Raw genomic sequence first — 19,698 nt, 5'->3', positions numbered from 1 at the left:
AAGCCTCTCCGTATCTTATCATCACTTTGTAATCTTGATGTTCTTAACTGCGCTCCAGGCGGAGATGTAGGTCGTGGAACCGACCTTCTTCACGCTGCGGATGCGGACGTAATAGGTCTTGTTCTTTGTGAGCTTTGCTATAGCGGTGGACACTGTAGCTGCCGAGCTGATGTTGACGGTCTTTTTACTACTGAAATCACTCTTGAGATCGTACTGCACCTGATAGCCGGTGGATTTGGCATTTTTCGCCCACTTGACGGTCATCTTTCCTGCTGCACTGTTAGTGAGGGAGGGGGCCGCGGGCCGGCTCAGGCGATAGGTCGTCAAGGTCCTTGCCGTTGCCGTGCTGGCAACTGCTTTGCCGCCCAGGGTGGCGTAAGGCACGATCTTGTAGGTGTACTTGGTGCCGTTGGTGTTGGCATCCTTGTCGGTGTAGGTCACGGTCGCGTTTTTCTTGATGGTGGCGATCTTAGTGCTGCCGCGGTAGACATAATAGCCCGTCGCGCCGGCCACCTTAGCCCAGGTGAGTTTGAAACCTGTCGCCAGGTTTTCCGCCTTCAGGCTCGACGTGGCGGCGGGGACGATGTTGAGGGTCACCTCAAGCGTCGTCTTGTTGAAATTGTCAGCGGCGGCGGAAGTGATCTTGAGCTTGATGGAGCCCACCTTGACGCCCTTGACGGCAAAGGTCTTCTTCGTCTGATCCAGCGATCCTGTAGTGGCATAGGTTTTATCGGAGGAAGGAGAGATGTTGGCCTTTGAGCCCGTCACGGCGCAGACGATCTTTCCGCCGACTGGCACTGTGACGGTCGTCGTGGTCTTCGTGGCTGCCGCCGCTGCCGCCGTGGTGCTGCCGGTCTTCACGGCGAGCTTCTGGGCAGCCTTGTTGATCTTATAGGTGACTGTCCCGGATCCGGTGAGCTTGCTGCTCTTGGCGGTGACGGTAATGGTCTTCGTGCCGGCGAAGGTGACATCCTTTGGATAAGCGACGGTATAGTCCGTACCGGAGACAAAGGTACGGCCGTTGTAGGTCACTGTCACCGTAGACGGTTTCTGGACTTTTCCGTTATAGGTGTAGCCCGTGGAAGGAGCATTTGTCGTGATCCTGGCCTTCGACAGGTTTAGCTTTGTGACTTTGGCCTGGAAGGTAGTGCGTCCGAGCCTGTAGTCATTAGTCGCGGCAGCCTTGACTGTGATCGTAGCTGTACCCGCCCTGACAGGCGTGAGCTTACCGGTCGAGCGATCGACCTTTACGATGCGCTCGTCACTGCTCTCAAAGGACAGGGCACCCCTGGCTCCGGTCACCTTTGCCGTCGGACTGTCAAAGAAGGTCATCGTGACATTATTCGCGGAGATTTCCTGAATGCTCTTGCCCGTCCGGTTCAGTTCGACCCTGCACCATCTCTGGCTGATCATCTCTCCTTCGTTAAACAGCAGGGCTCCGATATAAAATTCGTTTTTAAATCTGCTGTCGGCACAGACGGATCTGCGGAGGATGCGTTCGACGCGGTCGCCGTTGACAATGACGGATCTCCCATCCCGGCCGAAGGAGTACTCCTCTCCCGTCATATTGACAAAGACGGCTCCTTCTTCGTCAATGATATAATCTGTCCCCTCGTTCAGACCGTTCAGCCGGTCTCCCAGGTCTTCCCTGCTGTCAGCCGCTCTGTAGTTGACGATCAGGATCACATCGCCGCCGAAATTGCCGACTGTCTGCGGATGCAGGGCAAAGGTCTTCTCCTCGTCGTCGTTAATCGTGTCGTCATCTCCGTTCTCAAACATGTCATCATAGTGTTTTTCTTCAAACTGGTAGCGATTCCGGATTTCTCTCTCTCCGCCGTCTTCATTCCAGACCGCGCGCAGTTCAAACCCGATCTGCCACTCGCGCCGGCGGGTGATGGTGAATGTATCGCCGGAGGCGGCCTCGCCGTTGTCGAGCTCTGCCGCGGCGCCGTCCCTCATCTCCGTAATGCGGACGGCACTTCTATCGATGAATTCCCAGTGATAGCCGACATTGTCCAGAACCTCGTAGCCGTCCTGGCCCAGGACATAGCGGCGGACTTCAAATTTCTGATCCTCGATGCTCTGACCCACGTCCAGATTGCTGTCAAGCTCAAGGGGCCAAATCTCCGTATACTCGCTGCGCACCCAGAAGGTCATGTCCTGACGGGTGCCCGTCTCGTTTCCATCCGAATCGAGCACTTTCACTGCGACCCGCACACCCTCATCGATCCAATCCCTGCCTGCAGGCAGTTCATTGAAGCTCAGGGTCGCTCTGGAGGGATCGTCCGCATGCTGCTCAATGGACGCAAAGGCATCGCCTTCCTCGATGGACCAGAGATAGCCCATCCCCTCTGTCGTACTGTGCTGGTCTCCATTTTCGTCCAGGTACTCGCGATATGCTTCCGCAAAGAGCTCAAGGGTCCCTCCGGGGAAGGCATTCCATTCATGTCCTTCACTGTCCATGTGAACGCTGTAGACATCACCAGCGACATGAAGGGCAAATTCATAGCTCTTCTCTTCACCGTCGATGTCCTCATAGGTGACCTTCAGGACGGCTTCGCCGCAGTGCTCCACGCGGTAATACCACCAGTAATCATCGTCACTCTGATCCCTGTGGAAATCCGTAATGACTTTTCCGTCTTCGCCTTCCCATGGATCGTCGCGGATAACTTCGACATTCAGGACTCTGTACCAGATGTCCTCCCCGTCCGGATACTGGCTGTTTTCGACCCGGCAGCTGTAGGAGCTGCCCACAGTCCCGTCCCAGCCGGGCAGCATGTCGCGGTCCCACTCCCGGTCATAATCAGCGCGGGCTTCCCTGACGTGGTACCAGGCGTCTGTATCACTCAGGCGATTGTCCTCGTTGTGTTCCGCGTCTTTGAGATAGACTTCCGCGACAAAGCGGGGATCGTCGTTGTCCTTCACAGAAGCCAGATATTCCTCTGTCAGGGCGATCCGGACAGCGCCGTCTGTCTCCGTCACTGTGTAATCGCTCTCATCCAGCATGTCCTCCCAGTGGTCATAATCCCAGTGTCCGGCCGTTATAACCAGGTCAAACCTGTCCTGCCAGCCCTCTCCGAGATTCTCTGTATTAAGTACCAGCCCGGGGATTTCTGCCGCATCCGTATAGAAATCGACATCATGCTCCTCAAACCGGATATTGTAGTCCCTGCGCAGCACCTGGTGGTTTGTCTGCGCCTCCTGGCGATTACCTTCCTCATCGGTCCAGACAGCCCGGATGCTGAATCCGCTGTCCCAGTCTCCGCGCCGCAAAATGGTAAAAGTATTTCCGGATCCGGACCCGCCGTCGTGGATCTCGACGTTATTCCCGTTCTGATTTTCCGTGATCCGGAAGGCATTCTCGTCATAGAACCACTCATAGCTGACATCATAATGATCATCGATCAGCTTGTAGCCGTCCTGCCCCATTGCAAAGTAGCGCGTCTCAAACTTCTGGTTTTCGACAGAGTCGCCCACTTCCATATTGCGGTCAAAAAGCAGCGGCCAGACCACCGCATAATCCCTGCAGATCCTGAAGCTGGTGGCATCATAACCTTCGGTCTCATTTCCTTCCGCATCCAGGACGCGCACGCCGACACGGACGTCGTAATGATCCCAGTCCCCCTCTTCCGGCAGATCTGTGAAACGCAGGGTCGCTCTGGACGGATCGTCCGCGTGGACCTCGATGTCCGCGTACTCGCCGCCATACTCAAAGGACCAGGCATAGCCCATGCCCTCCCCGGAGCTGTGATAGTCATCATTTTCATCCAAAAATTCGCGGCTTGCTTCCGCAAACAGCTCAATGGTCGCGCCGGGGAGAACGTCCCGCTCACGGCCTGTGCTGTCCATATAGACATTGTAGACATCCCTCCCGACATGGAGCGTAAAGACATAGCTCTGCTCCTGCCCGTCAATGTCCTCATAAGTGACCTTCAGGTCCGCCTCGCCGCAGTGCCCGACCCGGTAATACCAGCTGTAATCGTCCGCATTATAGTCATTCTGATTCCTGCGGAACTCGGTGACCACGTCACCGTCTTCCCCCTCCCAGGGCTCATCCCGGACGACCTCGACATCCCGGACGCTGTACCAGACCTCTTCTCCATCCGGGTGCTCACTGTTTTCAATACGGCAGCTGTAGCAGGCTTTCACCATGCCGTCCCAGCCGGGCAGCATGCTGCGGTCCCGCTCACGGTCCGCTTCATAATCGACACGGGCTTCACGGAAGCGGAAGTCGCGCGGTTCGACCCAGACGTTCTCCCAGCCGTTTTCAGCCCGGGTGCTCTTCAGGCTCAGCATCAGGTCTGCGCTGAACATCTGATCATCCTCAAGTCCGCGCGCTGCGATTTTGTCTCCGCAGAGGATCAGATTCTGCCCGTCACAGGTATAATCCACCCCCTCTGTAAAGGTCTCTTCAAAGTCGTCGCTGTTCCGGAGACCGACCGTCGTGTCGATCATATAATCCGTCCCGTAGACTGCTCCGTCCGGGAGTCCCTCTGTCTGAAGAGGGAAGGCGCGGTTTCCGTCACTATACACGCGGTCATCATCCATGTCATCGATCCGGAGGAAATAATCCCTCCCGTCGAGATGAAAGACCTTGCTCTCCCAGCGCGGTTCGTCCTGCCCGACGTTCCAGCAGACAACCAGCCTGATATCTGTCTCCCACTGTCTGCGCCGATAGATGGTAAAGGTGCGGGGACCATCCCAGGTGATGGCAGGTCCCATGGACGACTGGGACTCGTTTCCATTTTTGACCTGCACTCCATTCTCATCATAGATCCTGACCGCTTTGTCATCATAGAACCAGTCATAGCTGACGTTGTCACAAACGTCGTACTCCGCCCCGTCGGCGCCGGGATAGGACCGGACCTCGCAGGTGACAGCCTGCTCCTGTCCGACCTCCAGCCCCGGCTCCAGATTGCCGGTCCAAAGATGGGATTCGGAACCTTCAGACTGCGAAGACCCGGCCGGGTGAACGCGCAGCCAGCCGTCGGTCCTGCTGATCCGGTTTGCTTCCGTATGGTCTGCGCCCTTTTGATAGACATCCACATAAAAACGTACGTGGTCATCCCGTGAAAGAGCTCTTACCTCTTCCAGATAGTCATTCGTGTACGCGATCCGGACAGTTCCTCCCTCCTCACTCACATTCACTGTGTAGGCACTGTCCACCAGTTGATCCACATAGATTCCATCTTCATGATCCCAGTGCCCCGCCGTCACGGCAAGCTCCAGCTTCTCCTGCCAGTCCTCACCCAGCCCTTCTGTATTCAGGACCAGTTCTCCGGGTTCCGCTGCATCCGAATTGAAATCCACATCATACTCTTCAAAGCTGATCGGATAATCTTCATCATTCAGAGGCCAGTAATGGACATCCTCACTGTACTGCTCGCCGATGTCGTGCAGCGTCCCGTTATGATCGACATAGGTGAAATTGGCCGTTACGCGGCCGTTTAATTCGCCCTGGGCAATGCGGCGGATCGTGAACTCAGTCACGTCCTCAGACGCGGGCACGGCATTTTCCCCGGTCGGATCCACCAGATTCCCCTCAGGATCAAAGATCTCAAAGACGGTGTCGTCATATTCAAAGGACCAGGAAAGGTCAGACACCTGCCCGTACTTGTCTGCGATATAGTAAGAATAATAGATGAACGAAAACGGTACTACTGCGCTCTCCCCGATCCGGAGCTGATCAAAATTATGGGGAGTGATCTCGAAATATTCATCCTTCAGGGCAATGCCGCTGATCTCGTCACTGGCCCGCTCGATCGGATTCCCCGATTCGTCCGTTCCGTCATACACTGTCACCCTGACCGTGACAATGTATTCAAAATTGCTCTCGTCATGGTCACAGGCCTCCATATCGGGAACCCCGCCGAACTCCAGCGTCGCGGTCGGATAATCCCCGATTTTCCCCTCGATCCCGTCTTTGAACGAGACCGTGCCGTTCCCGGCCCCGGTTGTCTCGATATTCACGATCTCCCACTTATAAAGGAAACCATCCCGGATCACTTCATGGGGCGTCCAGTGCCAGGCTTTCGCTTCCAGGAAGACCTCCTCTCCCGGACAGACAACCCCGTGGCCGTCCACACAGTTGAGGATCACAAAATAATCCCCCTCCTCGCCTTGCGACATGGCATCATCGTCGGCCTCTTCGGGTTCGCCTTCCTCCACAGCGGCAGCTGCTGCAGGTACAGCCTCCGGCTCCTCCGCCGCCTCTTCCTCCAGAACGATTCCCACGGCTTCGTCCCCGCCTTCTTCCGCATACACGGAAACAGCAGAAAATGAAATCGTGGAAAAAGTCAGGACGCAGGAAAGCAGAATACTCAATGCTCTCTTAAAATACATCTCTTTTTCCTCCTTTTTGCACCCTGTAAATTGACAACAATTTTTATCTCAAGAAGACCGGCACCCTTCTCAACAAAGTCCGGAGCTTTCATTGATGTTCTATCCCCAAATTGAAATATCCCATATTAATTATAAACGAAAAACAGGGTGAAAAGTGATTATATTTACAAATAGTCAGAAAAATGTGTAAGAAAAATGCAGTCGAAAATGTGATCAGAAAATCTGGTTGAAAATGCGAAAAAGCCGCCGATCTTATTCCCTGTTTTTATTCCCTGTTCTTATTCCCTGTGGGCTTTCCGGTACTCCCGGGGTGTACACCTGTAGATCTCCTTAAAGATTTTTCCAAAATAGCTGTCCGAAAGGAAACCGCACCGCTCCGCAATTGAAGAAATGCTGTCCCCTGTGCGCTCGAGCATCATGGCTGCCATCTGGGCACGGTATTCGATCAGGAACCGGACCGGAGGACGGTCGATCGCCCTGTGAAAACAACGGGTGCACTCGCGCGGGCTGATTCCGGCCGCGCCGGCAATCTCGTCGAGGCCGATCGGCTCGCCATAATGCGCGTAAATAAACTGAAGCATCTGCTTCATCCGATCCAGGTCGCGTTCATTTCCCTTCTGCTCTGCAGCCCGGACCTCTTCCGTCTCCTTCCGCAGTAAAAGAAAGAACCTGCTCATGACCTCGCGGACAGCCAGCTCATACCCCTCCGGCTCATCGCGCAGCAACTCTGTGAGCTGCAGGATATGATCGATCATCCGGATCCGGTGGGCCGTATCAGGCTTCAGGTGCACGACAGAAAGACTCTTGCTGCGCAGGATGGGAGCAAAATATTTCCTGTCAATATACCCTCCGAATTCGCCCGCCAGGAAACGGGAATCAAAAGTATAAGAATAATAATTCACCGGTGCAGGGAAATCATAAGCATGCATGATGTTCCTGTTGATAAAAACCACTTCCCCCGGCCCGGCCTCAAACTCCACATCCGGAGAGTGAAACCGGAAAGTACCTTCCTCAACATAATTCAGCTCGATCCTGTCATGCCAGTGCCAGGGAATATGGTTCCCCGTGAACAGACGGCTCTCATCAAAATAACATAAAAAAGGAAGGCCGCCGGATTCCTCCGACAGCAGTTCCTCGCTGTTATCCCCCAGCGTCAGACTCCGTTTCAAATACTGTATCATGTCAAAATCCTCCTGCCTTATCCTGTACTTTCCCTTTATCCCCATCACGCAGTGAATGTCTGCAGCCGGAAATGATTCTTTCGTGATCGTCAAACTTTATCCCCGTCACGCAGTGAATGTCTGCAAATTCTGAATGTCAATGAGTTCTGAATGATACCCATCATATCCGTGTCTTCAATACTGATCATATCCATGTCTTCATCGGGGCGGCAGCTTGGCGGATGTAAAACTGTTTTTGACGACCAAATGATAAAAAGCAGTCAGAAAAAAGCACGCAGCTGAAAACAGGCTGATCAACAGACCGGTTTTCAGCCCTGGTGTATGATAGGCAAATCTGAGCTCATGGTTTCCCTCGTCAAGCCGGACAGCCATAAAACCCTCATCTGCCCTCAGGAGATCCAGCTTCTCCCCCCTGTCAGCGACCGTCCATCCTTCGGAATAAGGAACTGACGCGAAGAGATATTCCGGGTGATCGCTCGTTATTTTGACGGACATCGTGTTTGTACCGAATTCAACTCCGCCATAAACATGACCCAGTTCCCTGATGTTTTTGTGGATGCCTGCAACGGGTCTGGCATAGACCTTGATATGATCAATGGTATAGATTCCGGCATTATTAAATGTTATACGGATACGGTCGCAGGATTTCTTTACCCTCCCGAGATTCATCAGCCAGTTTCTTTTTCCCCCGTCGCTGTGGCTTCTGTAATTCATCCCGCTGAAACTGTTCCTGACGTTTCCCAGGACTTTCTCTCCGAGCATTCCGGCAGCCTCGACATTATAGGTCGACTCGAGCCCGTTTTCGAATTCGATGTTATCAAAGTAAAGATACAGTTCCGCATCTTTCTGGCTCGAAAAAAGGAGATCCAGCGTTCCGCTTCCCTCAGCCACTTCAATGGTATTGCCTTTTACCTTCAGGCCATCACTCAGATTGTCAACAGTGTATGGTACCGATTCATCCTCAATCCGCAGTTTTTTCCCAATGGAAATATTCTCTGCATCCTCAACCACGCAGGCCTGCATCAGAATCTGCTGCCGCTCATAAGGCGTATAGGATTCATACTCTTCATAAGAGACCGCCTGATCAAATCTCAGAAAAGCTGATGGCCTGATATCTGCTTTCAAAGAAGTCACCGCTGTGCCATAGGAATCCGCTTCCGCCTCGGCTTCTCCAAAACCGACGGGGCGATACAGATTCCCGGACGGAACCAGAAAATGTCCGACTGAGGTCAGCGCCAATAGTTCGCTTCTCCGGTCCAGACCGTTATATGCATGCGGATAAGCATACGCCCTCAGCGCGACACTGTTGTGAAAGCGGTTGATGAAGGAATTGTAGCCGCTAAAATAGAAATTCATCCCGCTCTTTTGATACAGCCAGCCGGAATTCCGGATCACATCCAGTTTGTACGTATTGTACCTCTCCCCGTCAGCGAAGGGGATTTTCTTCAGCAAAGTGAGCCCGCCCCTTTTGGTAAGCTGTTCATATGCCGTTCCGGCCTCAATGCCGCTCCCGAAACCATTCTCGTACCCTTTCGAATACTGATAATAGGACGAAATCGCGAGGGATGTGCAGACGAGCATTACCATCAAACCCTTAAAATGCAGATCCGGAATTCTATCGCTCACAGAAAGGATAAGACATACCGCCAGAGTAAACAGGAAAATCACGAGATACTTTAAACGATCCACGCCGCAGAAAAGCAATACTGCCATAAAATAAAGGCAAATAACGGCAGTAATCTTTATAATCTTTTTCCGTTCCATCTGCCGTATTTCAGGAAGCATCACAGTGACAGCATAAGCCGCTGCCAGCGAAAGGCCGAAAACCCAGCGGTTTGCTGCATAAGCGAATCCATTCATTACAGATCCCGCATAGGGGAAGCACAGCGCCAGCGCCATTATAATGAGTTCCGTTTTCAAAAGTCTGTACTTTTTCTCCCGAGTCAGGAACAGACCCGCAGAAGCGATCAGGACAAGAACAGACCACCCCACCTTGCAGTCCCGTCTCAACATATCGAAAGAGGAGGTTAATCCGGCCAGTAATCCGGCGTAATAGGTTTTGTCATACAAGAACGGAATATAGGTTTCGAGCCCGAATCGGTCCATGCCCATGAGGTTTTTTGCAACCGGAAACAGAATAAAAGCCGCCATGCCTGCCGATAAAAATGAATATAGCAAAAATCTGCCGGCAATTTCCAGAAATCGGCTCAGCGTATGCTCTCCGGGACCGCCAAACGCCCAGCTCAGAAATATGTGTCCTGCGATCATAAACGCGATCATGTAGGTGAAATAATAACTCCATACAGCCATCGCAGTCAGAGAAGCCGAATAAAGAAGGGGATTTCCGTTTTCAAATAGTTCCTCTGCCCCGTAAATGATCAGCGGAAGCATATACATGGGCACGATAAAAGGAGTCTGATATAGTCCCACATAGGCACAGGCGGAAAATGTATACACCATCGCGCCGCAAAGCGCGGCATAATTTTCACTTTTTTTGCGGAAAGCCAGCAGGGAGAAGGTGATCCCGCACAGATACAGCCGCAAAAACACAATTGCCGTAAATATAATCTCCGAATACCGGGGCGGCGTAAATACGCTGACCAGCATAAAGGGATCAAATATGCTTCCCTGATTACTGGTGGAAAGCGTCAAAAAGAAATCCGCGCCATAGCCGATAGACGGATCCCAGACAAGCACTCTGCGCTCCCGGATCATCTCCCTGATCCACTGCCCGATTCTTATAAAAGTAATATACTGCTGGTTAAAAGTATCCGTCTCCCGCAGAATGGTCTTTTTATACCCCATCAGGTAAATACCGAAACACAAAAAAAGCGCTGTCATAAAAACAGCTGTGTATATAGTAAAATACCGAAGCCTGTCCTGAGAACTACGGACATCAGGGGCGCTCGTCACTATATGGCTTTTTTCAGCAACTTCTCTGCGGCCGCCCCTTGTCGGGCGAAGAAAGGCGGGCTCCGTGACAGTGGATAAAGGCGTCAGACTCCGTTTCAAATACTGTATCATGTCAAAATCCTCCTGATTCAATGTCCATATAGTGATATTTTACCACATCTTTTTTCCCTCAGAGAGCCATCGTCCCCTTATTTTTCATCATTTCCAGGACTTTTCTACTTCCCTTTACTCTTGCAGAACATGTCCAAATCAGGATAGTTTCTGTCATCAAATACGCTAAAACACGGAGAGATTCTCCGCTACAATCAGAGCATAACAAAACACAGGAACGATACGCAAAACGCAGTGATCGAATCCTTACAAAACACAGGTACGGTGCACATAAACAGGTATCAATTCCTTACAGGCCACAGGTACGGTGCACAAAAGCAGGTATCAATTCCTTACAGGCCACAGGTACGGTGCACAAAAGCAGGTATCCATTCCTTACAAAACACAACCCCCAAAAAAGAAAGCAGAAATAACCCTCAAACACCAAAACATGATTACCAGTCAAAAAGGGAGGCAAAGAAAATGACAAAAAAGAACAGAATGATGACCGGTTTGATCTGCGCAGCAGCAGCCATGGCCCTGATTACAGGGTGTGGAAACAGCACAAGCACAGGAACCGCGGCTAAGACCGATAGTGCACAGGCTGCGGACGGTGCCTATGACATGGCCTATGTCGTTTCCGTCGAAGACGAATGGCTGGGCCTCCTGAAAGATGAGGTTGAAAAGGCGGCGGAGAAAAAAGGAGTCAATATGGAAGTTCTCTACTCCGGAGACGACACCCTGAAGCTGATCGATTGTGTCGAAGCTGCAAAAAGCTCTGGAAAAGACGCGGTCCTGATTAACCTGACTGCTGCCGAAGAAGCAAAAGCCTGTATCGAAGCAGCCGGAGATGATATGAAAGTAATCTTCGTCAACCGCGAGCCGGATGACCCCGGTCTTCTGAATGAAAACGTGGCAGCTGTCGGCTCGGATGAACGCACCTCCGGAAGATTTCAGGGCGAATACCTGGCAGAGTATTTTAAGGGAATCGGAAAAACCGATGTCTCCTACGTTCTCTTAAGAGGTACAGACGGTCTCGTACATACGACACTTCGTTCTGAAGGCGTGATCTCCGCGATGGAAGAGGCAGGTCTCAAGCTGGAAAAGAAAGCCTTCGTCGAAGCAGACTACGACAGGGATACAGCTAAACATGAAATGGACACTATTCTTCCCGGGCTCGACTTCGATTGCATCATTGCCAACAATGACGCAATGGCAATAGGCGCGATCCTTGCCATGGAAGACGCAGGCCTTGATGCCGGTTCTGTTCCGATCGTCGGAATCGATGCAACCGAAGACGCAAAAGAAGAGATCCGCAGCGGCAAAATGGCAATGACCGTTTTCCAGAGCGCCAGCGGCCAGGCAGAAGGTTCCGTTCAGGCTGCCATCAACCTCATCGAAGGAAAAGACCTGGCACAGGACACCGGCTGTGAAGTATCCGCTGACAACCCCTACACCCTGTACTTCCCCTTTGTCCCCGTCACCGCAGAGAATGTCGACAAATTCTGAATATCAATGAACTCTTAATTCGCAGAAATTCCTGATTCAGAGGAATTGCTGGTCCAGATGAATTCCTGATCCAGATGAATTTCTGGTCCAGATGAATTGCTGGTCCAGATGAATTGCTGGTCCAGATGAATTGCCATTCAACGTTTATTACATCCTCTTATACACAGTTAAGTTATACACAGTTAAGGCCGGAAGCTGAGATGACCCGCATCTGCTCAGCTTCCGGCCTTACTGTATCTTGCAGTATCTTGTAGTATTGGAAAATGTATTGCAATCAGAAACGTTACAGGCTGAAAGTATAATGCAGTGTATTGCAAATGCAAAAGAAACTGTGGTATTAATGAAATGAAGACTGTTCACAGCAACAGTTCCTGCCGCCGCACGGCAGGAAGAAATAAACAACGAGAGCCAGGCGAAAACCGGACAAGAACTGAACTAACTGGTAATGAGCGGGACCTGAAATCCGCAGAAAAGGAGGAAATACATGTATGCACTTGTCACCGGAGCAAGCGCCGGAATCGGCATGGAGATGGCAAAATATCTCGGGACGCTGGGTTATGACCTGATCCTGAGTGCGCGGAGCGAAAACCGGCTGGAGCAGACACGCAGGGTCATCCTAGGCAGATACCCCGACCGCAGCGTTCACCTGATGCCCGCGGACCTCTCCCGCAGAGAAGAATGTTTTCGTCTCTACCGGGATGCCTCCGCCCTGGCCGGAGACGATGGAATCAGCTTTGTGGCAAACAACGCCGGTATGGGGGTCTATGGACTCTTTCTCGAGACTGATCTGGAAAAAGAACTCGACCTGATCGACCTCAACGTGACCTCCGTCCATATCCTCAGCAAGCTCTTCCTCCGGGACATGGTAAAAAAGGGCCGCGGCGTCCTCCTCAACGTGGGATCCTGCGCCGGTTTCATGGCCGGCCCGACCTTCTCCAGCTACTACGCCTCCAAAAATTACGTAGTCAGACTGACAGAAGCGATCCACGAAGAGCTTCGCAGGGCCGGATCCCCCGTAAAGGTCTCCTGCCTCTGCCCGGGACCGACCGATACCGCCTTTAACCGCAACTCCGGCGTCGCCGTCTCGGGAAAACAGATCTCCGCCGTACAGGCCGCGAAGGAAGGCGTGGACGGGGCACTCCGGGGAAAAATGATCGTCATCCCCGGAAGAAAAATGCCGATCATTGTCACGGCCTCCAGACTGATGGGAGAACACCTCTCTACCAGGATCAACTACCTGCTCCAGGTCAAAAAAGCGGGTCCATCGTAGGAGACATGAGGACATGGGGGGGACATGGGGGGGGACATGGGGACGGTCCTTTTAGGAGACATGGGTAGGAGACATGGGGACGGTCCTTTTGGGTCTGTCCCCATGTTTTTTGGGGGACATGGGGACGGTCCTTTTGGGTCTGTCCCCATGTTTTTCGAGTTATGGGGACGGTCCTTTTGGGTCTGTCCCCATGTTTTTTTACTGGCATGAACAAGGGGACGGATACAAAAGGTCCGTCCCCGCAAGTCACCCCCGCAAGTCACCCGCAAGTCATTTCTTCGGAGAAAGAGTAACTGTCCCGCCCTTGCTCTCGCCTGTGACACGCATGACAACTTCTGCTCTCAGATCACTGATTTCAACCTCGTCCCCATTCTTAAGCCCCTGACCTGTATAAATCGTACTCAGCTCTGTATAAAGGGCATCATCCCCTTCATCAGGGATGATAGTAACGATTTCCACATCCACAGTTCCGCTCTCCAGGTCGACTTTCAGAAGGCCATCATCAAAGGAAAACTTTGCCCTTGTTTCCAGCAGGTCACTCTTTTCCAGGTTCTTGAGTTTAAAGGTTGCGCCTTTAGGGCCGCTTGTGATCTCAGACCCGCTGCAGGCCGCCAGAACCGCGACCAGCAGCAGGACCATGACTACCGATATGATTCTGTTTCCGCACTTTTTCATAATTTGCCTCCTTTTTTGTTTCTGTTGTTCATCCAAAGCCCTGTCTCTATCCCGATTTACCTTTACTTCCGGACCTCTGCCAACGCTTTGCGAAGCTGTTCGATTTCCTGCTTCTGCATGTCAATAGTTTCTTCTTTTTGTGACAATTCCTTCTTTTGATGCTCGATAGCTTCTTCTTTTTGTGACAGTTCCTTCTTTTGCTTTTCGATAGCTTCTTCTTTTTGCGACAATTCCTTCTTTTGCTGCTCAATAGCTTCTTCTTTTTGTGAGAGTTTCTTCTTTTGCTGTTCAATCGTTTCCTGCTGTTCCTCAATCATCATCATGACCGTATTTTTGTCCAGGATAGAGAGTTCTTCTGAGAACATATAGATCATCTCCTTAGTGTTTCTGCACATTGCGCAGATTCTGTCATATAGGGGACGGAAGGTCCCGGGAAACTGATCCAGGATACGCAGAATGATCTGCGGATCGTCTGAAGACAGGAATGCAAGCCAGGCTTCTCTCTCGGTAATGAAGCAGTCATCCGTCCGATGAAGTACAGAATCAAGATGCTTCCGGAATATATCGAGCGGAACAAAGATGTAATTTTGCAGGAGATTCAGCTTCAGACCGGTATCTGGCAAAACACAGGGACGGTCCTTTCGTATCTGTCCCCTTATATCCGGATTACAGACATTTTATCAAGAAATGACTCCGTCTGTCATTCTTTTTCTATCAGATCCTGTTTTAATGGTATATTTTTACTATGAATCCTATAAAACCTATAAATGCACCATAAACACATGAGGTATAAAGCAATGACATACTTTGCTGTTGATACACTGAAAATAAACAATCAGATGGAGTCTTTATCGGGGATATACCGTGAATTATTGAACGAAGCGAGGGAAATACAACAGCTTGCGTTAAATCTTGACTCGGATATGAAGAAACACAGGGACGGTCCTTTCGTATCTGTCCCCCTGTTTTTTCGCTGGTATAAACAAGGGGACAGATACAAAAGGTCCGTCCCCTTGTATACAGGTAATGAAGGAATCGTAGAATAAAAGAACAGAGCCCCTGATCCAATGGCGAGTTAGAGGCTCTGTTTTTTCCCAGTTTACCTTTTCTTCCGGGCTTCTGCCAAGGCTTTGCGAAGCTGTTCGATTTCCTGCTTCTGCATGCCTATAGTCTCTTCTTTTTGCGAGAGTTTTTTCTTTTGCTGTTCGATAGCTTCTTCTTTTTGCGAAAGTTCCTTCTTTTGCTGTTCGATTGTTTCCTGCTGCTCCTCAATCATCATCATGACTGTATTTTTGTCCAGGATAGAGAGTTCTTCTGAGAACATATAGATCATCTCCTTCGTGTTTCTGCACATTGTACAGATTCTGTCATATAGGGGACGGAAGATCCCGGGAAACTGGTCCAGAATGCGCAGAATGATCTGCGGATCATCTGAAGACAGGAATGCAAGCCAGGCTTCTCTCTCGGTTATGATGCAGACGTCTGTCGGATGAAGTACAGCATCAAGATGCTTCCGAAATATATCCAACGGGACAAAAATGTAATTCTGCAGGAGATTCAGCTTCAGACCGGTATCTGAAACAGGGCAGAATGTATGAACGTAATCCTCTGGAAACTTGTGGAAATCTTCTGTAGAGGTCTCCATAAAGACTATTGTATATACCGGGCGGATGTATTTGTAGCTGAATTTTGCCTTCTTTTCAACTCTTTTCCCGCTCTGCTCCAAAGTATCATTTTCAGAATATTCTTTCCGGATCCGCTGATATTGCCGTAACAGGAGATCTGCATTGTAACAGGCAGCCCGCTCCCCGGGGAAATTATAACCGATTTTCTGGACTTCAACGTTCACTACACTTCCGTCAGCTGTTTCCACGATTATGTCCATGATGACCAGGGTGTAGTCAGCACCGAGATGAGACTCATTGGGGAGGATCTGAACGATCTTCACATCCTGTCCGATCAGGACGGAGATCATACGTGAAAGCTCTGCAGCATGCGTATCAGGATTAAACACATATTTGAAATAGGAATCATAAAGGATCCGTATACCTTTGTTCCCGCAGCAAAAGTCCAGAAATTCCTGCTGACGGGAAGGTGTCCATGAATGAAAAATGGCGGACAACTGCGGAGATTGTTCAATCTCCTCCCGTATCGATACAGAATCTTTGTACTGTGGAAAAACCGTACGCAGTGTCAGGACTCCGGAAATGTTACCGCCCGGCTGAAACGAAAGCGACGAGTTGAAGTCCGACACAGCTGCTTTTTCTCCTGAGGCACCTGTTATGTTTGCATTGCTTGTAGTCATTTTCTTTGTCATTTGCACCTCCTGTAATTATGTATTGTAATTATGTATGCGGAGGAGCTTTGGCACCGTGAAGGCATAACTGCCAAAGCCCCTCAAAAACAAGGCTCTGGCAATACTGCCGTACAGCACCATTATGACAAGGCACTCAGGGGAATAGTGAAATTGTCCCGGTGAATGCCTTTAGATAATTTTATTCTAACAATGCAAAACCACGTTTGCAATATCTTTTCCAGTTGCTGTCTGGAAATGGGACAATGGCTGGAAAAACTAACCCAGGGGTAGAGCACAGGGGAGACATGGGGGAGAGACATGGGGACGGTCCTTTTGTGTCTGTCTCCCTGTTTTTCTACTGGCATGAACAAGGGGACGGATACAAAAGGTCCGTCCCCGCAAGCCTCTGGGAAAAAATGAAAACACCAGCTGTTCTAATATAGTTTTAATCAAACTGATGTAGGATATAAATGATAACAAAAGGAGAGTCCTGCAGGCCTTTTAAATGGATCAGGAATCAGCCTGCGAACAGAGGAGTGGAAAAAATCATGAAAAAGGAGGGAAAAAAAGTATGCTCAAAACCGTCAAGCGCCTTGCCGCCGTCTGCCTTGCCGCTGTCATTGCCATGGGTTTTGTCCCTGCTCTGAATGCGGAAGCTGCGACATTGAAAAAGCCGGAAAACTGCAGGTTTGTAAAGTGGCTCGAGAACGATGATTTCGATGACTGCACCATCAAATGGAATAAAGTGTCCGGAGCGGACGGCTACCAGACCGTGCTCACCTGGACGGATGGAAGCCACGCAAAATGGAACAACGTGAGCAAGTCAAAAGACAGCATCAATTACTATAATATTGATGATGATCATGTCTGGATGGTAAAGGTACGCGCCTATAAAAATACTGCAAAAGGAAAACAGTACGGTGCCTGGTCCAATCTTGCTTTTATCACGCCTTCCCCGGACGACTACAAGCTCAAAAACGTGAGCCCGAACTCGAACAATCTGCAGGAGCGGATCACCTGGGATATCGTCAAGGGATGCAGCGGCTACAACATATTTGTGACGACCAACCCGAGGGGAACCTGGGTCTGGAATCAGTCCACAGCCACGAAGGCCACTGCGACCAGCGCTGTCATCAGCAAATACCGCGGCGCAAAGCTGAAAAAACACACCACCTACTATTTCCGCGTCGTGACGCGCCGCATCCGCAACGGCGTCTTCTGCAGTGTCCCGATGCCGAGCGCAAGCTATTACACAGGGACCTTCCGGTTTAACTAAGGCACCGCTTATACCGATACGATCCTGACCCGAATAAAGCGGAATGATGTTTCATTTTCGCTGTCTGATATCCTATTAGCATAGCACTCTGGCATTTCAGCCTCTAAAAAGCATCGCAGGCGGATCAATCCTCGATCCGCCTGCGATGCTTTTTTGTGTATTTCGGAGACATGGGGATGGTCCTTTTGTGTCTGTCCCCATGTTTTTCTACTGGCATGAACAAAGGGACGGATACAAAAGGTCCGTCCCCTTGTATCTGCGTCCCCTTGTATCTGCAATGGTGGGTCAGAGGCTCTCTTTCTTTCCCGATTTACCTTTTCTTTCTGGCTTCTGCCAACGCTTTGCGAAGCTGTTCGATCTCCTGCTTCTGCAGGTCTATAGTTTCTTCTTTTTGTGACAGTTCCTTCTTTTGCTGTTCGATAGCTTCTTCTTTTTGCGAGAGCTCCTTTTTTTGCTGTTCGATAGCTTCTTCTTTTTGCGAGAGCTCCTTCTTTTGCTGTTCGATCGTTTCCTGCTGTTCCTCAATCATCATCATGACCGTATTTTTGTCCAGGATAGAGAGTTCTTCTGAGAACATATAGATCATCTCCTTCGTGTTTCTGCACATTGTGCAGATTCTGTCATATAGGGGACGGAAGGTCCCGGGAAACTGATCCAGGATACGCAGAATGATCTGAGGATCGTCTGAAGACAGGAATGCAAGCCAGGCTTCTCTCTCGGTTATGAAGCAGTCATCCGTCCGATGAAGTACAGAATCAAGATGCTTCCGGAATATATCGAGTGGGACAAAGATGTAATTTTGCAGGAGATTCAGCTCCAGGCCGGTATCTGAAATCGGACAGAATGTATGAACGTAATCCTCTGAAAACTTGTGGAAATCTTCTGTAGAGGTCTCCATAAAGACTATTGTATATACCGGGCGGATGTATTTGTAGCTGAATTTTGCCTTCTTTTCTGCTCTTTTTACGCCCTTCTCCGGGGTATCACTTTCTGAATATTCTTTCCGGATCCGCTGATATTGCCGTAACAGGAGATCTGCATTGTAACAGGCAGCCCGCTCCCCGGGGAAATTGTAACCGATTTTCTGGACTTCAACGTTCACCACACTTCCGTCAGCTGTTTCCACGATTATGTCCATAATGACCAGAGTATAGTCAGCACCGAGATGAGACTCATTGGGGAGGATCTGCACGATCTTCACATCCTGCCCATTCAGGACGGAGATCATACGTGAGAGCTCCGCAGCATGTGTATCAGGATTAAACACATATTTGAAATAGGAATCATAAAGGATCCGTATTCCCCTGTTTCCGCTGCAGAAGTCCAGAAATTCCTGCTGACGGGAAGGTGTCCATGAATGAAAAATGGCGGACAACTGCGGAGATGCAGCAATCTCTTCCTGTATCGATGCAGGATCTTTGTACTTCGGAAAAACCGCACGCAGTGTCAGAGCTCCGGCAGTGTTACCGCCCGGCTGAAACGGAAGCGATGAGTCGAAGTCCGACACAGCCGCTTTTTCTCCTGAGGCCCCTGTCCTGTTTGTATTGCTTGTAGTCATTTTCTTTGTCATTTGCACCTCCTGTAATTATGTATTGTAATTATGTATGCGGAGGAGCTTCGGCGCCGTGAAAGCATAACTGCCAAAGCCCCTCAAAAACAAGGCTCTGGCAATGCTGCCGCACAACACCATTATGACAAGGCACTCAGGGGAATAGTGAATTTGTCCCGGTGAATGCCTTTAGGATTTTATTCTAACAATGCAAAAGCACGTTTGCAATAACTTTTCCAGCTGCTGTCTGGAAATGAGACAATGGACGTATCACGGTCACACCATGGTCAGGGTGTGACCCAATGTCAATCAGTTAGTTTATAGGGGTGGTTTCCCGTAGGGGGGCCACCCCAAATTTTCTGGCTTCATTCACGAGTTTGCTATTCGTCCTGCGTACTTATGCCGCCTCCATTTTCGCCCACCCACCAAATCCGGCAGTTTTCTCTACGCTGCGGTCCCACCCTTGCTCAAATGTCGGCGGCACCGCATGCCCGTCTTTTTCCATCCACGGCAGTTTCAAAAAAATCGTAAAAATCCGAAAAATTTTCCCCTTAGGGGGGTTGACAGAAAGCCCAAAATGTGCGGCCGCTCTGATTT

Annotated in this window: 11 protein-coding genes; 3 read left to right on the top strand and 8 right to left on the bottom strand. The window is 50.4% G+C overall.

Features of this window, described 5'->3' with window-relative positions; genetic code table 11:
• Window positions 1-21 precede the first annotated feature (21 nt).
• The 3 genes from BLT02_RS13085 to BLT02_RS13075 form a co-directional block, all read right to left on the bottom strand.
• Entirely contained in the window at window positions 22-6,342 is a 6,321-nt protein-coding gene (locus BLT02_RS13085; RefSeq protein WP_092996378.1) for a fibronectin type III domain-containing protein, read from the bottom strand.
• A 278-nt stretch (window positions 6,343-6,620) separates the two neighbouring features.
• Window positions 6,621-7,523, bottom strand: a complete 903-nt coding sequence (locus tag BLT02_RS13080; protein ID WP_175453836.1) for an AraC family transcriptional regulator — start codon at window positions 7,521-7,523, stop codon at window positions 6,621-6,623.
• Between the two features lie 198 nt (window positions 7,524-7,721).
• A complete protein-coding gene (locus tag BLT02_RS13075) occupies window positions 7,722-10,547 on the bottom strand; it encodes a YfhO family protein (protein WP_092996372.1) in 2,826 nt (941 codons plus the stop codon).
• Window positions 10,548-11,009: 462 nt separating this feature from the next.
• Between BLT02_RS13075 and BLT02_RS13070 the strand changes: the two genes are divergently transcribed.
• Window positions 11,010-12,035, top strand: coding sequence for a substrate-binding domain-containing protein (locus tag BLT02_RS13070; RefSeq protein WP_092996370.1), 1,026 nt, complete (start codon window positions 11,010-11,012; stop codon window positions 12,033-12,035).
• Between the two features lie 484 nt (window positions 12,036-12,519).
• On the top strand, window positions 12,520-13,305 hold the full coding sequence (locus BLT02_RS13065; protein ID WP_092996367.1) for an SDR family NAD(P)-dependent oxidoreductase: 786 nt from the start codon (window positions 12,520-12,522) through the stop codon (window positions 13,303-13,305).
• Between the two features lie 270 nt (window positions 13,306-13,575).
• On the opposite strand, the gene BLT02_RS13055 is transcribed toward BLT02_RS13065, so the two are convergent.
• The 3 genes from BLT02_RS13055 to BLT02_RS13040 form a co-directional block, all read right to left on the bottom strand.
• Complete coding sequence (locus tag BLT02_RS13055) at window positions 13,576-13,980, bottom strand: hypothetical protein (RefSeq protein WP_092996361.1); 405 nt, start codon at window positions 13,978-13,980, stop codon at window positions 13,576-13,578.
• A 62-nt stretch (window positions 13,981-14,042) separates the two neighbouring features.
• A complete protein-coding gene (locus BLT02_RS13050; protein WP_092996358.1) occupies window positions 14,043-14,603 on the bottom strand; it encodes a hypothetical protein in 561 nt (186 codons plus the stop codon).
• Between the two features lie 476 nt (window positions 14,604-15,079).
• Window positions 15,080-16,297 carry a PD-(D/E)XK nuclease family transposase gene (locus tag BLT02_RS13040; RefSeq protein WP_092996352.1) on the bottom strand — a complete coding sequence of 406 codons (1,218 nt, stop codon included), beginning with the start codon at window positions 16,295-16,297 and terminating at the stop codon, window positions 15,080-15,082.
• Window positions 16,298-16,847: 550 nt separating this feature from the next.
• Here BLT02_RS13040 and BLT02_RS13030 point away from each other — a divergent pair.
• Window positions 16,848-17,552 (top strand): hypothetical protein, encoded by a 705-nt coding sequence (locus tag BLT02_RS13030; RefSeq protein WP_139187617.1) that lies wholly within the window; start codon window positions 16,848-16,850, stop codon window positions 17,550-17,552.
• Between the two features lie 310 nt (window positions 17,553-17,862).
• On the opposite strand, the gene BLT02_RS13025 is transcribed toward BLT02_RS13030, so the two are convergent.
• Together BLT02_RS13025 and BLT02_RS17565 are read right to left on the bottom strand one after the other, a co-directional pair.
• Entirely contained in the window at window positions 17,863-19,122 is a 1,260-nt protein-coding gene (locus BLT02_RS13025; RefSeq protein ID WP_092996344.1) for a hypothetical protein, read from the bottom strand.
• Window positions 19,123-19,498: 376 nt separating this feature from the next.
• The coding region (locus BLT02_RS17565; protein ID WP_207649412.1) for a hypothetical protein at window positions 19,499-19,698 on the bottom strand (200 nt) is incomplete at its 5' end.

The sequence above is a fragment of the Sarcina sp. DSM 11001 genome (genome assembly GCF_900101015.1).
GTDB lineage: Bacteria > Bacillota > Clostridia > Lachnospirales > Lachnospiraceae > CAG-791.
The sequence above is the reverse complement of the archived record's forward strand: the minus strand, read 5'-3'. Positions and strand labels throughout refer to the sequence as shown.